Genomic DNA, 15399 nt, shown 5'->3' on the forward strand with positions numbered 1-15399 from the left:
CCGGTGGCCGGGTCGGCAGTTGACGCCGTCCTTGACGCGAAGCGGTCGTCCGAGCCCGCAGTCGGCGTCTTGGCCGGCGCCGCGCTGGACGCGAAGCCGGTGGCCGACGCCGCGCTCGACGCGAAGCCCGCAGCCGGTGCCGCATTGGACGCGAAGCCGGTGGCCGGGTCGGCAGTTGACGCCGTCCTTGACGCGAAGCGGTCGTCCGAGCCCGCAGTCGGCGTCTTGGCCGGCGCCGCGCTGGACGCGAAGCCCGCAGCCGACGCCTCGGCCGACGCCGCCCTCGACGCCAAACTGGCCGCCCTGGCGGCCGCCATCGCCGACCAGTCCGGCCTGCCCGAGCACCGCGGCCGGCTCGCCGAGCTGCTTGCCGCGCTCCGCGCACCCGCGCCGGGAGCACAGGACGCCACGGGTGTGCTCGCCGGTTTCGTGCAGGCCCTGGCCACCCGCCCCGGCGGCGCCCGCCGAGCCCCCACCCGCCGCAGCGCTCCCGGGAACGGCACCCCGGAAGCGCTGGTCCGCCGCCTCGCCGTCGCCTCCGTCGCCTACCTCTCCGACGAGCCCGACGACTGTCTGGAACACTTCCGCGCCGCCGACAGTCACCTGCGCGGCCGCCGGGCCTTCGGACTCCGGGCCTGGCACCTGCCAGCCCTGCTGGACAGCCTGCTGGGCACCGGCCAGTGGACGGAGGCGGCCGCGCTGCTGGACGAGGTGAAGGACCGGGCGGCCGTGCTGCGCCTCACCCGGATCCGAGCCGACCTGGACGCCTTTGACCTGTCGCTGCGCGCCCTGCGCGGCACCGCACCCACGGGCACGCCCGTCCCACCGCCCGTCCCGCTCGACGTGCACGAGAACCTCGCCACCCAGGTCCGGAGGGTGCGGGCGCTCGCCCAGGCCGCGATGGCCCATGGCGAATGGGCCGACGCCTACCGCAGGCTGCGCACGCTGTTCGCCGAGGACGGCACCCCCCGCCACCCCTTCCTCTCCTCGCGCTGCCTCGCCGACCTCGCCGTGGCCGCCCACCGCGCAGGCCTCGGCGACCGGGCGGCGCAGGTCCTGCACCGGGTGCAGGCCGCCCACGAGGAACGGCCGACCACCCGGATGACACTCCTGCTGCACCACGCCACCGCGTTGCTCGACCCCGGCCCCGACCCCGAACACCACTTCCGGCTCGCCCTGGTGAACGCCGACGGCGAACGCTGGCCGCTCGAACGGGCCCAGGCCCGGCTCAGCTACGCGATCTGGCTGCGCCGCGTCCGGCGCCCCTCCGAGGCCCGGCAGCAACTCGTCGCGGCCCTCGACACCGCCGAGGCGCTCGGAGCCCGCCCGCTCGCCGACGCCGTCCGCCACGAGCTGCGCGCCACCGGCGTCGCGACGGCCACCGACATCGGCCCGGCGCTGGGGCAGCTCACCGCCCAGCAGCAGCAGATCGTGCGGATGGCCGCCCAGGGCCTCTCCAACCGCGAGATCGGTGAACGGCTCTTCCTCTCACCGCGCACCGTGGGCACCCATCTGTACAACGTCTATCCCAAACTCGGTGTCAGCAGCCGCCACCAACTGCGCGACCTGCTACCCACCACGTAACCCGAAAGCCCCTGGTCGTCCACCGTGGGTACGGTTACGGTGGCCCCCGGGAGACGCCGGAGCGGACGCCGACCGCGGTGGCACAGCAGAACGAGAGATGAGGCGGCGTGGAGCCCGACGAGGACCTTCTGCCCCCGATCGTGCTGGACCCGGCGGTGGCGCGGCTGATCGCCGCCTCCGCCACCCCGCCCGGGCTCGACGAACTCGGGCCGGTGACCGGCCGGCAGGCCCTGCTGGAGTCCCAGGGCGATCTGATCGAGGACTGCGAGGTCGAAGCCGTCTTCCGGGTCGCCCCGGTCGGGCCCTGCGGACTGGTCGGCTTCTGGACCTTCCGCCCGGTCGGCGCCGAGGGCCCGCTGCCCGCGGTGTTCTACGTCCACGGCGGACGCTGGATGCTCGGCGACGCCCGGACCCACGCCCGCCTGATCAGCGACCTGGTCAACGGCACCGGCGCGGTCGCCGTCGTCCCCGAGTACAGCCGCACCCCCGAGGCCCGCTACCCCGTCGCACTCGAGGAGTGCTACGCCCTGCTCGAGTGGATCGCCGCGAGCCCCGAGCCGCTCGGCATCACCGCCGACCGCATCGCCGTCGCCGGTGACTGCGCCGGCGCCACCCTGGCCACCGCCGTCGCGATGCTCGCCGCCACCCGCGGCGGCCCCGCCCTGCGCGCCCAGGTCCTCTACTACCCGCTGGTGGACCCGGCCTGCGGAAGCGCGGCGCAGCGCCGCTTCAGCGCCGGCTACCTGCTCAGCCGCCAGGGCATGCGGCGCTACTGGCAGGAGTACCTCGGCTCGCCCGAGGACGGTTTCCACCCGACGGCCAGCCCGCTGCGGGCCGGCCCCGAACTGCTCGCCGGACTGCCCCCGGCCCTGGTCGTCACCGCCGAGGCCGACGTCGTCCGGGACGAGGGCGAGCAGTACGCCGACCTGCTGCGCGCCGCCGGCGTGCCGACCACCGCCATGCGGTTCCTCGGCACCGTCCACGACTTCGTCTCGCTGAGCGCGCTGCGCGACAGCCCGCCGACGCTGGCGGCCGTCCGGCAGGGCTGCACCTTCCTGCGCACGCACCTCGCCTGAGCTGTACCGCGCCTGGGCGGCACTGCGTCTAGGCGGCACTCACTGCGCCTAGGCCGCACCTCGCCTGAGCCGCACCTCGCCTGGGCCGCACCGCGTCTGAGCCGCACCGCGTCTGGGTGGCACTGCGCCTGGGCCGCACCGCGTCTGGGTGGCACTGCGTCTGGGTGGCACTGCGTCTGGGCGGTACTGCGCTTGGGCGGTACTGCGCTTGGGCCGCAGCGCGCTTGGGCCGCAGCGCGTCTGGGCGGCACTGCGTCTGGGCGGCACTGCGTCTGGGCGGCACCGCGCCTGGGCCGCACTGCGCCTGGGCCGCACTGCGCCTGGGCCGCACTGCGCCTGGGCCGCACTGCGCCTGGGCCGCACCGCGTCTGGGTGGCACTGCGTCTGGGCGGCACTGCGTCTGGGCGGTACTGCGCTTGGGCCGCAGCGCGCTTGGGCCGCAGCGCGCCTGGGCCGCACTGCGTCTGGGCGGCACCGCGCCTGGGCGGCACCTCGCCTGAGCCGCACCGCGTCTGAGCTGCACCGTGTCGGCAAGACCAGTCGTCCGACTCATGCGCCGGAGCCCACCGCTCAGGCATGCTGGCCGCATGCCCGCTCTCAACTCCCTGACCGCGCCCGGCCACCTGCTGACGACCCGTTCGGTCCCGGCGGCCGAGAGCCTGGAGTACTGGCACGACGCGGTGTTCGCCAACCTGGTCGGCATGGACATCCGGACCGCCGGCGACACCTACGACGCCGCCATGCACAACCGGACGGTCGGCGACCTGCGGATCAGCACCCTGGACTGCGACCCGGCGGAAGTCTCCCGCTCCCCGCGCTCCATCGCCCGCGGCGACGGGCAGTTCGTCTTCGTCGCCCTGCAGAGCACGGGCCTCTGCCAGGTCGAACAGGACGGCCGCATGAGCGAGCTGAGGGCCGGCGACATCGGCTTCTTCGAGACCATCCGGCCGTTCCGCAGCCGCTACCCCGAGCGCTTCCGGCTGAAGCTCTTCACCCTGCCGCGCGCCCTGCTCGGCCAGAGCGAGGGCGACATTCGCCGGCTCACCTCCCGGCCGCTGCACAGCGGCAGCGGACTGGGCCGGATGATCTCCCCGTTCCTGGAACGGCTCGCCGACACCGCCGGCGGCTACGCGGTGCCGCTCGCCGAGAAACTGGCCCGCAGCGCCGTGGACCTGCTCGCCGCCACCGCCGCCGAGCAGCTCGGCCGACCGGTGCAGGAACTGCCCGGCGCGCACAACGCCGTGCTGCTGCGCGTCCAGCAGTTCGTCCGCTGGCACCTGGCCGACCCGGGGCTGACCCCCGCCGTCATCGCCCGCGCGCACGGCATCTCCGTGCGCTACCTGCACCGGCTGTTCGAGGGCGAGGGGCGGACGCTGTGCCAGTGGATCCGGGAACAGCGCCTGGAGGAGTGCCGCCGCGCCCTCGCCACCGCCCCCGCCGACTCGGTGAGCGTGGGGCTCATCGCCCGGCGCTGGGGCTTCACCAGCGGTGCGCAGCTGAGCCGGGCCTTCCGCAGCGCCTACGGCCAGTCGCCGACCGACTGGCTGCTGACGGAACGCCACCGCCGCGCGACCGGGGAGGTCCGGTGACGGCCGCGGATCCGGTGCAGCGGGCCGCCGCCTGGCAACTGGCGCTGTCGCGGGCCTTCGCCCAGGTCGAGGTGGCCGCGCACGACCCGGCCTGGACGGGCTCGCTGGCCACCGTGCGCCTGGGCAGTCTGCAAATATCCGACGAGACCTCCGGGCCGGCCACCGTCCTGCGGGACGCGGCGGCCGTCGCGGCCGACCCGTGCTGGGACATCGCGGCCCGGCTGCAACTCGACGGCACCGCACGGGTGTTCCAGGGCGGCCGGGTGGTCGAGCTGCCGCCGCACTCGCTCACCTTCCTGGACCTGAGCCGCCCCTTCCGGCTCGTCCTCCCCCCGCTCCAGCGGGCCAGGACCCTGCTGGTGCCGAGGTCCGTCCTCGGGCTGGAGGAGAGCGCGCTGCGCCGGCTCACCGCGACCCAGGTCGGCTCCGGCGAGGGGAGCACCGGGGCGCTGGTGCTGCCGCTGCTGGCCAACGTGGGCGCCGCGCTCGGCGGGGCGTCGCCCGCGGTGCAGGAGCAGATCGCGCGCGCCGTGGCCGAGTTGCTGGCCGCGCTGGCCGTCGACCACGTGGCCCGCACCGGCCCGGACGGGCGGTGCGCCGCGCCGTCGCTGTTCGACCGGATCACCGCCTCCGTGGAGGCCTCGCTCGGCGACCCCACGCTGTCCCCGCAGACGATCGCGGACCGGCACGGCGTCTCGCTGCGCTACCTGCACCAGCTGTTCCAGCGCCGGGGCGACACCGTCGGCGGGTGGATCCGCGCCCGCCGACTGGCGGCGGCACGGCAGGAGTTGGCCTGCCCCGACGATCCGGGCCGGACCATTGCCGCCGTCGCCGCGCACTGGGGCTTCGCCAGCGCCTCGCACTTCAGCCGGGCATTCCGGGAGACCTACGGAATGTCCCCGAAGCAGTGGCGGGCGGAGCAGTCGGCCGACGAGGCGTCAGCGTGAATGTCTCAAAGTCGACTTGGCGGTAATGCCACACTTTGACAGCTGCGCAGTCGGGCCGTGATGATCTGCGGTCGTGCACCCGTGCCGCTCCCGGGAATTGGGGACGGGGATTTCCGGCCGTGCGCCCGGCGCTCGCGGAACGGGGGAGGGGCGCGGCCGAGGCGGTGTGCGCCCTGGTCGGAAGTGCAGGACGGTGGGTGCGGTCACCTGGGGGTGGTGGCCGAAAGCGCACGTCGGTGAGGTGCGGGGGGACCGGCCGCAGGGCGTGCGCAGGGGTCACCGGGGCGTGCGGAGCGCACGGCACTGATCGCTCGCGCTTCCTGATGAGACGTCAATTTGCGCGGCCGGTAAGCATGATGTGTCCATTCCGCTTATTATTCGGCCAAACGAGGCGCGCGCAGGACCGAATCGGTGATCTTACTGCGGGGGTTCGGCGTGCCTTCCTGACGACGAGAGCAGGGCATGACCCACACAGAACAGGAATCCCGAGCGCCCGCGCCCCGCGCGGGCCGGCGGACGGCCGAACGGGCCGCCGCCGTGGTGGCGGCCCTCGCCGCCGCCACCGCTGTCGCGGCTCCTTCCGCCTCGCCCCAGACCGCCGAAGGTTCGGTGACGGTCCAGGTGGTGCGGACGGTCGACGAGAGCGGAACGTGGTCGGGCCCGGCGATGGAACCGGGCATGGCCGGAGTGACGGTCACCCTGACCGGCGAGGACGGCACGGTCAGTACCGCCCTCACCGCCGCCGACGGCACGGTGACGCTGAAGCCCGGCAAGTCGACCGCCAGCGGCAAGTACCGTGTCCAGGTGGTCAACCCGAAGCCGGGCGTGCTGTACCCGGCGTTCGCCTCCCGCGAGGGCCTGACCGGCGCGCCGGACAAGCTCAGCAGCAACGAGGAGTTCGTCGACCTCTCGGCCGGCAAGCAGGCCAAGCTCACCACCGGCTTCTGGAACCCGTCCGACTACTGCCAGCAGAACGCCCCGCTGGCCACCGCCTGCCAGCCGGCCTCCCTGGACCCGGAGAGCGGGCGCACCCTGCTGACCTTCCCGTACCGGTCGCGTGGCGTGAACAAGGACGTCACCAACATCGGCACCACCGCCGACACCGGCAACATCTTCGGCATCGCCTGGAACCGGGACGACAAGCGGCTGTTCAGCTCCGCCCAGGCCAAGCGCGCCACCGTGTACGGCTCCGGCGGCCCGGGCGCGATCTACGTCACCGACCCGGAGACGAAGACCACCAAGCTGTTCACCACCGTCCCGAACGCCGGCAGCACCGCGCACGCCGGCAACGCCCAGGACGACGCCTTCGTCGCCCCGGTCGGCAAGGAGAGCCTCGGCGGGCTGAAGCTCAGCGAGGACGGCCGCGACCTGTTCGTGGTCAACCTCAACGACCGCAAGCTGTACCGCTACGACGCCACGGCGAAGTCGGTCGAGAAGCCGAAGGCCAGCTACACCATTCCGACCCCCGACTGCCCGTCGGCCGACGACTGGCGGCCGTTCGGCCTCGGCATGCAGGACGGCGTCGGCTACGTCGGCGGCGTCTGCTCCGGCCAGTCCACCCAGAAGATCAGCGACCTGCGGGCGATCGTGCTGCCCTTCGACCCGGCCACCGGGAAGTTCAGCGCGGCCGTCCTCGACCAGCCGCTCGACTACCACGGCACGCCGGCCGGGTGCAACGGCTACTTCTGGTACCCCTGGCAGGACACCGTGCCGATGACGAACGGGCAGGTCTGCGGGCTCAACCCGGAGCCCGAGCTCGGCGAGATCGGCTTCGAGACCGACGGCTCCATGCTGCTCTCGTTCCGCGACCGGTACGCCGACCAGGCCGCCGCCGCGCCGCCCGAGGGCCCGCTGCCGAACGGCTTCGTCTACGTGCTCGCCTCGGCCGACCTCAACAAGGCCTGCAAGTCCGGCGACAGCTACGTGATGGACGTCAACCTCGGCTGCGGGATCACCACCAAGGGCAAGGGCTTCTTCAACCTGAACCGCCCAGCCCCGGTCGGCCACCCCTACGCGTCGTTCGCCGGCATGGCACTGTCCAAGGTCGAGAACTCCATCGCGACCTCCGGCTACGACGTCTCCAACAACATCCTCACCGCCGGCACCATGTTCACCCTGCGCACCGGCGGCATCGACCCGGGCTTCGGCAACGAACTGTCCGACGGCCGCTCGCGCTTCGGCAAGGGTGCGGCCATGGCCGACCTCGAGGTGCTCTGCGACAAGGCGCCGCTCCAGATCGGCAACCGGGTCTGGTACGACCCGGAGCGCTCCGGCCTCCAACTGCCGCAGCAGAAGCCGGTTCCGGGCGCGACCGTCAATCTGTACGACGCCGAGGGCAAGAAGGTCGGCACCGCCAAGACCACCCCGCGCGGCGAGTACTACTTCGACAACACCAACGTCACCGGCGGGCTGAAGCCGAACACCAAGTACACGATCCGCCTCGACAACCCCGCCGACTACGCCAAGGGCGGCCCGCTGTACCACTGGGTCCCGACCAAGGGCAACGTCGGTGACAGCCGCCTGCTCGACTCCGACGGGACGATCCCGAAGGGCGGCAGCTACGTCGAGCGGGCGCTGACCACCGGTGGCCCCGGCCAGAACGACCACAGCTTCGACTTCGGCTTCATGCAGCAGCAGGGCGCGCTGCGCCTGGTCAAGCACGACCAGGACGGCAAGCCGCTGCCCGGCGCCGTCTTCCAGCTGTGGCACGAGACCAACGGCACCGACGGCCTCCAGGCCGACGGCGACAAGCCGGACACCAAGGTCGGCGACCCGTGCACCACCGGCGAGGACGGCACCTGTGCCAACAACGCCGACAAGGGCACGTACTACTGGCAGGAAGTCGCCCCGCCGAAGGGCTACCAGGCCCCGGAGCAGCCGGTCCTCGGACCGGTCGTGCTGGACGACGAACACCTGGAGGACGGCATCACCACCACCGCCGTCAACCAGCTGATCCCCCCGCCGCCCACCACCCCGGCCCCGACGCCCACGCCCACCCCGACGGCGTCGCAGCCCTCGGGCGGCCTGGCGTTCACCGGCACCAACGAGACGGTCCTGACGTACACCCTGGTCGGCGGAGCGATCCTGCTCGTCGCCGGCGCGGGTCTGCTGATCGCCGTCCGCAAGCGCCGCAGCCACTGACGCCTCGGCAGCAGTGACCAGGGGCCCCGGGATACTCTCCCGGGGCCCCTTCCCGCACCGAAAACCCCCGCACCGAACGCACCGAGGAGCTGGACGACCCGATGGCATCCGACAAGAAGCGCCCGTCCCGGCGCACGCTGATCGTCAGCGCCGTGGCGGCGGCCATGCTCGCGGGCGGCGGCGTGACGGCCTGGCAGCTGGTGGGCGGTCAGGAGGAGAGCCGTCCGCTGTCCACCGAGGAGGCGTCCCGGCTGGCGCTGTCCCGGCTGAACGTCTACCAGGCCAGCCCGCTCAAGGTGGCGCTGAAGGCCCAGGAGGGCGACGGCATGGTGGTCGAGGTGCAGGGCGTCGTCGACTACCGCACCAAGCACGCGGCGGGCAGCTACACCGTCACCAAGAAGGGCAGCACCGTCGACCACGGGCTGGTGGTGTGGGACACCGGCGGGCTGGGCCTGGCCAAGCAGCCCGACGGGGCGAGCGGCCCGGCCTGGGAGCAGGCCGAGCACGTGCCGCGGGCCGGCTGGACCTCGCGCAGCTACGGCACCGACCCGCTGGACGCCGGGCTCCAACTGCTCATCCAACTGGGCGCGGACCGGCCCGACAACCCGCTGCTGCTGGTCCAGGCCGGCCCGCGCTGGCTCGGCCGGGACCGCATCGACGGCCGCGACTACGACCGGATCGCCGGCCCCCGCGCGCGCGACGCCGCCGACAAGGACGCCACCTCGCCGGTCACCTACTGGATCGACGGCGACGGCGGCCTGCGCCGGGTCACCATGCGGATGGCCGGCCTCGGCACCCCGACCACCCTGGACCTCGGTGGCCGGGACGCCGAAGCCAAGCTCCCCGAGGCGCCCTGGGCGACGGCGGGCTGAGATGCCGTCAGACGGCCGCCGGCAGCGGGTAGCTGTCCGGATCGACCTTGCCCGGCAGATCGACGGCCGGGACGGCCGGCGCGTTCGGGTCGGCCATCGACGGCTGCGCGGGCGGTGCCGGTACGGCGTTGAACGCCATCCCCGGCGGGGCCTGCACCCCGGCGGCCCGGCCCGGCGGTACCTTGCCGCCGCCGCCCGCCCCGCACTTGGCCAACTGCTCAAGGTCCGGCGGGCTCTGGGTGCCCGGGCTGTTGTCGGAGAAGCAGTTGCCCGGGTCGGCGGCCGAACTGACCAGGTCCACCCCGTTGCCGGTGGCCTTGTTCCCGGTCACCCGGTTGTTGGAGGCGGGGTGCCCCGGCGGGTCGGTGACCACGACGCCCGCCGCCCGGTTGCCCTGGACGAGGTTGCGCTCGACCCGGTTGTCGGTGCCGCCGCCGATGCCGATCCCGATGCCGAAACCGCCGTCGGCCTGCTGCGGCGAGTCCGCCGAGTTGTTGTTCGCCACCACGTTGCCCGCGATCACCGCGGCGTGCTGCGGGGCCAGCGACTCCAGGTCGTTGGAGTTGATGGTCACCCCGACCCGGTTGTTGACGGCCCGGTTGCCCACCACGGTGAGGTTCTCCGAGGCGTTGGTGATCTCGATGCCGACCGCGTTGCGCTCCACCGTGTTGTTCCGCACCAGCGTGTTGCACGGCCTGCACTGACCGACGTAGATCCCCGAGTCGGCCTGCCCCGACGCGTACGAGTCCTCGATGATCCCGTCCCGCGCGTCGAACGCGTAGATGCCGTACAGGGCGTTCCCGTACGAGGTCACCTTGGTGGCCCGGAAGCCCTGCACAGCCGGGAAGCGGGTGGTGTCCAGCGGGTCGTACGCGGAGCCGCCCGCGCCGTGGCGCTGCAACTTCTCGTCGGTGACGCCGGTGAACAGCACGCCGTTGGCCAGGAAGCCGCGCACGGTGAGGTTCTCGACCACGGTGCCCGCGCCGGTCGCCGTGATGCCGTTGATCAGCTTCAGATCGCCGTCGAAGATCACCGTGTTGCGGTCCGAACCCCGAAGCACGACACGGGGCTTGGTGATCCGCACGCTCTCCTTGTAGACGCCCGGGTGCACCAGCACCAGATCGCCGGGATTGGCGACGTCCACCGCGCGCTGCACCGTCGGAACGTCCTCGGGGACCTGGATCACCGTGCCCGGCGGGTGACGGTCCGCGGACGGCGACGCCGACGAGGAACAGGCGGCCAGCGCCGGAAGCAGCAGACCCAGTGCCATCACGCCGGCCCGGAACCGGCGCGGACCGGTCCCTCGGCGTACCAACAGGTGGAAATCATGGAGGAGTTGCATGAAACGTGTTCTATCGTCTCCAATAGCGCCCATGCACATCGAATCGGGGAACCCGCAGGACACCGCCGCCGCCGGACGGCCCCGGTTCGGACGCCGCGCACTGCTGTCGGCGGGTGCGGTGCTGGCCGCGGGGGCGGGCGCGGCAGCCGCCACCGCCATCGGCCGTGACTCCGGGCACCCGGCCCCGGCCGCCACGCCCCCCGCCGCTGTTCCCCACTACGGCGCCCGGCAGTCCGGCCTGACGTACCGCCAACTCCCCGCCACCAGGCTGCTCGCGCTCGACCTGCCCGCCTCCGCCGACCGCGACGCGCTGCGCGGCCTGCTCGCCGCCCTCGACAAGGTGCTCGCCGCGGCCTCCGACGGCAGCCTCGCCGACCCGCGGCTGTCCGCCGCCCCGGTCTCCTCGCTGGCCGCCATCGGCCCGTCGCTGGCCGCCCGGCTGAAGCTGCCCGTGCCCGCCGAACTCGCCGAACTCCCCGCCTTCCCCGGCGACCGGCTCGACGCGGCGCGCAGCGGCGGCGACCTCCTCCTCCAGGTCTCCGCCGAACACCCGTGGACCACCGGCGTTCTGACGGAACACCTGCTCACCGCCGCCAAGCCGTTCGGTGTTTCGTCCCGCTGGAACCAGGCCGGCTTCCTGCCGTCCGTCCCCGACGGGGAGACCCCGCGCAACCTGTTCGGCTTCAAGGACGGCAGCGCCAACCCCGACCCCGCCGACCCCGGCCTGTGGAACGCCGACGGCACCATCCTGGTCTACCGCCGGATACGCATGGACACCGCCGCCTTCGCCGCTCTCCCGACCGACCGTCAGGAACTGTCCATGGGCCGCCACCTGATGTCCGGCGCCCCCCTCACCGGCACCGGCGAGCACGACGACCCCGACATCTACATCAAGCACCCCGACGGCTCCTACGTCATCCCCGTCGACGCCCACGTCCGCCTCAGCAGCCCCCGCCTCGACGGCGGCGCCCGCATGCTCCGCCGCGGCTACTCCTACGACGACGCCCCCGACGACCGCGGCCTGCTCTTCTGCGCCTTCATGCGCGACCCCGCCCTCTTCACCCGCGTCCAGAACCGCCTCGCCGAGAACGACGCCCTCAACCCCTTCCTCACCCACAACGCCACCGCCGTCGCCTGGGTCCTCCCCGGCTCCCAGCCCGACCGCCCGCTCGGTTCGACGCTCTGATCCCCTCCCGGCCGGACCATCGGTACCCTGGGGCCGCCGATCCCGGAACGTGCTCAACCACCGGGCCGGTGACGGGATCTGACGGATCCGAGGATTTGCCTGGATGGGGATGGACATGTCCGACAACGCACGGCTCGCCGGGGAAGTCCTGCTGGACGTCGGCAGCCCGGAGGAGTACCGGGCGACGGTCCTGCGATTCCTCACCGACGCGCTGGGCCGGATCGAAGTCCCGCTCGAGGCCCGGGTCGAGGAGCTTGCGGGCGGGAAGGCCGGACAGATCCACGGCGACGCGCTCACCGGCCTGATCCAGCTGTCGGCGGCCTCGTCGGAGCTCGGCGGCATGTTCCAGCACCGCCCGTACAGCCCGGAGAACCTCGACTGGCTCGCCGACCGGGCGGCGGAGGGCCGAAGCGTGTCCGCGACGGCGAAGATCGTCGGACAGGGTGGACTGACCGTCGAGGTCGTGGGCGTCCTGAGGGCCTGGCGGGACGACGCCGACGACCGGTGGGCCGTCCTTCGGATGGAGACCCCGACCCCCGGCACCCTGGTGGAGAGCATCCGCAGCGTGGCGGATGGGACGGACCCGGTGTTCGGCTCCATCGGCCACGGCGGAGACATCACGTGCACCGAGCTGGAGCACGCGCTGGGCCTCCGCGACCTGGGCGACACCTACGACGACGCCCGGCGGATCCTCCGCGGCTACGACTGGATCACCGTCGTTCCACGACAGTTGGCCACCGAACACGGCGGCGCCGCCGCCTTCGCCGGATCGAACCTGTCCTCCGTCGACGAGCTCCCGTCCGGCGCCCTGTGGCTGCGCGCCACCGACGACTTCACCGACTACCGCGGCTCGGCAGTGTGGGCGATGTTCCAGGCCGTGGCCCCCATGCTCCCGACCGGCCTGCCGGTCGAACGGGAGTGCCCGGGCGTGCCGCGGCAGGCGAGCCCGGTGGTCCTGGAGGACGCCGCGAAGTACGGCGCGACGCGGGCGTTCGATTCCTGATCACGATGGGCGGCACCCTCCGCGCGGATGTGGAACGCGAGGGCGGGGCTGCGGTCGAGGGCGTCGAGCTCACCGGCGGTTCCGAGGTGACCCGCTGAACCTCACCGATGGGTGGCACCGGGGTCGGGGTCGTGGTGGATCGGCCCCGTCGTCGTGGTGAGCGGGAGGTGGGTGCCGCCGCGGGTGTGGGCGACGATTTCGGCGGCGATGGAGATGGCGGTCTCCTCGGGGGTGCGGGCGCCGAGGTCGAGGCCGATGGGGGAGTGGAGGCGGGACAACTCGGCTTCGGTGAGGCCGGCTTCGCGGAGGTGGGCGAGGCGGTCGTGATGGGTGCGGCGGGAGCCGAGGGCGCCGACGTAGGCGACGGGGAGGCGCAGAGCCCGCTCCAGCAGGGGGAGGTCGAACTTGGCGTCGTGGGTGAGGACGCACAGGACGGTCCGGGCGTCCAATTGCCCGGCCTGGGTGTCGAGGTAGCGGTGCGGCCAGTCGACGACGATCTCGTCCGCGTCGGGGAAGCGGCGGCGGGTGGCGAACACCGGGCGGGCGTCGCAGACCGTCACCTGGTAGCCGAGGAACTTGCCGATCCGGACCAGGGCGGCGGCGAAGTCCATGGCGCCGAAGACCAGCAGGCGCGGGGGCGGGACGTAGGACTCGACGAAGAGGGTGCCGGAGTCGAGCGGGAGGAGGCCGGTGCGGCCGGCGGAGAGCATCGCGCGGGTCTCGGCGACCATCGGGTGTTCGACGGGGAGGAAGCCGTACTCCTCCAAGGGCGTGACGGTGAGGGTGCGGCCGAGGAGGGCTGACGGTCCGTCGACGATCCGGGCCACCGCGACGGGCACCCCGGAGGAGACCAGGGAGATCGCGGCGTCCAGGCCGGGGGAGGAGCCGGGGACGACGGGCTGGACGAAGACGTCGAGGGAGCCGCCGCAGGTCAGGCCGACGGCGAAGGCGTCCTCGTCGCTGTAGCCGAAGTGCTGGAGGACCGGGGTGCCGCTCGAGAGCACCTCCTGGCAGGTCTCGTACACGGCGGCTTCCACGCAGCCCCCGGAGATCGAGCCGACCGCCTCGCCGTACGCGTCGACGGCCAGCGCCGCGCCCGGCCCGCGCGGCGCGCTGCCCGAGGCGCGGACCACGGTGGCCACGGCGAAGGGTCGCCCGGTGGCGTGCCAGGCGTGGAGTTGCGCGGCGATGTCCTGCACGAGAACCGCTCCCTGTTAATGGACGCCCAGCCAGGTCTTGATCGGGGCGAGCGCGAAGTAGGCGACGAACACGAAGGTGAGGATCCACATCAGCACCCCGGGCTCGCGCCACTTGCCGGTGCCGGCCTTGACGACGGTGTAGGAGATGATGCCGGCGCCGACGCCCGCGGTGATGCTGTAGGTGAACGGCATGACCACGCTGGTGAGGAACGCGGGGATGGCGACCTGGCTGTCCGACCAGTCGATGAGCCGGGCCTGGCTCATCATCAGCGAGCCGATCACCACCAGCGCCGCCGAGGCGACCTGCACCGGCACGATGGCGGCGACGGGCGAGAGGAACAGCATCAGCGCGAACACGCCCCCGGTGACGATGGAGGCCAGTCCGGTGCGGGCGCCGTCGCCGACGCCGGTCGCGGACTCCAGGAAGACGGTCTGCCCGGACGCCCCGGCCACGCCGCCGATCGCGCCGCCCGCGCCGTCAATGAACAGCGCCTTCGACAGGCCCGGCATCCGGCCCTTGGAGTCGGTGAGTCCGGCTTCGGTGCCGACGCCGATGATGGTGGCCATCGCGTCGAAGAACCCGGCCAGCACCAGGGTGAACACCGCGACGGAGGCGCTGATCGCGCCCATGCTCTGTGAGCCGAACGCGCCGAACACGTCGACGTGGCCGAACAGCCCGAAGTCGGGCGCGGCGACCGGCGATCCGGGCCACACCGGTGCGGTGCCGCCCCAGTCCGCAGGGGTCAGGTGGGCGGCCTTGTTGACGATCATCGCGGCCGCCGTGCCCACCGCGAGGCCGAGCAGGATCGCGCCGCGCACGCGCCGGGCCAGCAGCACGAAGATCAGCAGCAGGGTGAGGCAGAAGAGCAGCACCGGCCAGCCCTCGAGTTCGCCGAACGGGCCGAGGGAGAGCGGAGTCGGCCCGCCGGTGTGCACGAATCCGGCCTTGACGAAGCCGACGATCGAGATGAACAGGCCGATGCCGATGGTGATCGCGAACTTCAGCGGCAGCGGAATGCCGTGCATGATCTTCTCGCGCAGGCCGGACACCACCAGCAGCACGATCAGCACACCGTAGATCACGCACAGGCCCATCGCCTGCGGCCAGGTGGAGTGCGGCACCACCAGCGCGGAGATCACGCCGGAGACGGACAGGCCGGCGGCGAGCGCGAGCGGAACGTTGCCGACCACGCCCATCACGATGGTGGTGACGGCGGCGGCGAGCGCGGTGGCGGTGGTCACCTGGGCATGGTCGAGCTTGTGGCCGGTGACGTCCGCGCCGCTCAGGATGATCGGGTTGAGCAGGATGATGTAGGCCATCGCCATGAAGGTGGTGAGGCCGCCGCGCAGTTCGGTGCCCACGGTGGAGCCGCGCGCCGAGATCTTGAAGTACGTGTCGAGCGTGCCGCGCGAGGTGGGGCCGGGCTCCACCGGGGTCTGTGCCATGTCGGTTCCCAAGG

At 72.9% G+C, this 15399-nt stretch carries 11 protein-coding genes; 8 read left to right on the forward strand and 3 right to left on the reverse strand.

The genetic code is table 11. The features are described from left to right. The 6 genes from ACIHEI_RS12635 to ACIHEI_RS12660 form a co-directional block, all read left to right on the forward strand. Positions 1-1584: LuxR C-terminal-related transcriptional regulator (locus ACIHEI_RS12635; protein ID WP_396606610.1), on the forward strand; the 1584-nt coding region annotated here is incomplete at its 5' end. 107 nt (positions 1585-1691) lie between these two features. After that, positions 1692-2660 carry an alpha/beta hydrolase gene (locus ACIHEI_RS12640; protein ID WP_392944329.1) on the forward strand — a complete coding sequence of 323 codons (969 nt, stop codon included), beginning with the start codon at positions 1692-1694 and terminating at the stop codon, positions 2658-2660. A 587-nt stretch (positions 2661-3247) separates the two neighbouring features. Then, positions 3248-4249, forward strand: a complete 1002-nt coding sequence (locus ACIHEI_RS12645; RefSeq protein WP_392944327.1) for a helix-turn-helix domain-containing protein — start codon at positions 3248-3250, stop codon at positions 4247-4249. After that, positions 4246-5196: a helix-turn-helix domain-containing protein gene (locus ACIHEI_RS12650; RefSeq protein ID WP_396606611.1), complete on the forward strand. Its 951-nt coding sequence runs from the start codon at positions 4246-4248 to the stop codon at positions 5194-5196. The genes ACIHEI_RS12645 and ACIHEI_RS12650 overlap by 4 nt, the downstream gene beginning before the upstream one ends. A 462-nt stretch (positions 5197-5658) precedes the next feature. Continuing rightward, on the forward strand, positions 5659-8337 hold the full coding sequence (locus ACIHEI_RS12655; protein ID WP_396606612.1) for an SdrD B-like domain-containing protein: 2679 nt from the start codon (positions 5659-5661) through the stop codon (positions 8335-8337). 101 nt (positions 8338-8438) lie between these two features. Continuing rightward, the gene (locus ACIHEI_RS12660) at positions 8439-9209 is read left to right on the forward strand and encodes a hypothetical protein (RefSeq protein WP_396606613.1); all 771 of its coding nucleotides are present in this window, start codon (positions 8439-8441) and stop codon (positions 9207-9209) included. Between the two features lie 7 nt (positions 9210-9216). Here the strand turns inward: ACIHEI_RS12660 and ACIHEI_RS12665 are convergent, their stop codons facing one another. Then, complete coding sequence (locus ACIHEI_RS12665) at positions 9217-10551, reverse strand: nitrous oxide reductase family maturation protein NosD (protein WP_396606614.1); 1335 nt, start codon at positions 10549-10551, stop codon at positions 9217-9219. A gap of 31 nt (positions 10552-10582) precedes the next feature. Here ACIHEI_RS12665 and ACIHEI_RS12670 point away from each other — a divergent pair, with 31 nt between their 5' ends. Together ACIHEI_RS12670 and ACIHEI_RS12675 are read left to right on the forward strand one after the other, a co-directional pair. Then, a complete protein-coding gene (locus tag ACIHEI_RS12670; protein WP_396606615.1) occupies positions 10583-11737 on the forward strand; it encodes a Dyp-type peroxidase in 1155 nt (384 codons plus the stop codon). A 115-nt stretch (positions 11738-11852) separates the two neighbouring features. Then, positions 11853-12740, forward strand: a complete 888-nt coding sequence (locus ACIHEI_RS12675) for a hypothetical protein (RefSeq protein ID WP_396606616.1) — start codon at positions 11853-11855, stop codon at positions 12738-12740. Positions 12741-12841: 101 nt separating this feature from the next. On the opposite strand, the gene ACIHEI_RS12680 is transcribed toward ACIHEI_RS12675, so the two are convergent. Further along, positions 12842-13939: an XdhC family protein gene (locus tag ACIHEI_RS12680; RefSeq protein ID WP_396606617.1), complete on the reverse strand. Its 1098-nt coding sequence runs from the start codon at positions 13937-13939 to the stop codon at positions 12842-12844. Between the two features lie 15 nt (positions 13940-13954). Beyond that, on the reverse strand, positions 13955-15385 hold the full coding sequence (locus ACIHEI_RS12685; RefSeq protein ID WP_396606618.1) for an NCS2 family permease: 1431 nt from the start codon (positions 15383-15385) through the stop codon (positions 13955-13957). Positions 15386-15399: the final 14 nt, after the last annotated feature.

Origin of the sequence: Kitasatospora sp. NPDC051984, assembly GCF_044593455.1 — a bacterium.
Taxonomy (GTDB): domain Bacteria; phylum Actinomycetota; class Actinomycetes; order Streptomycetales; family Streptomycetaceae; genus Kitasatospora.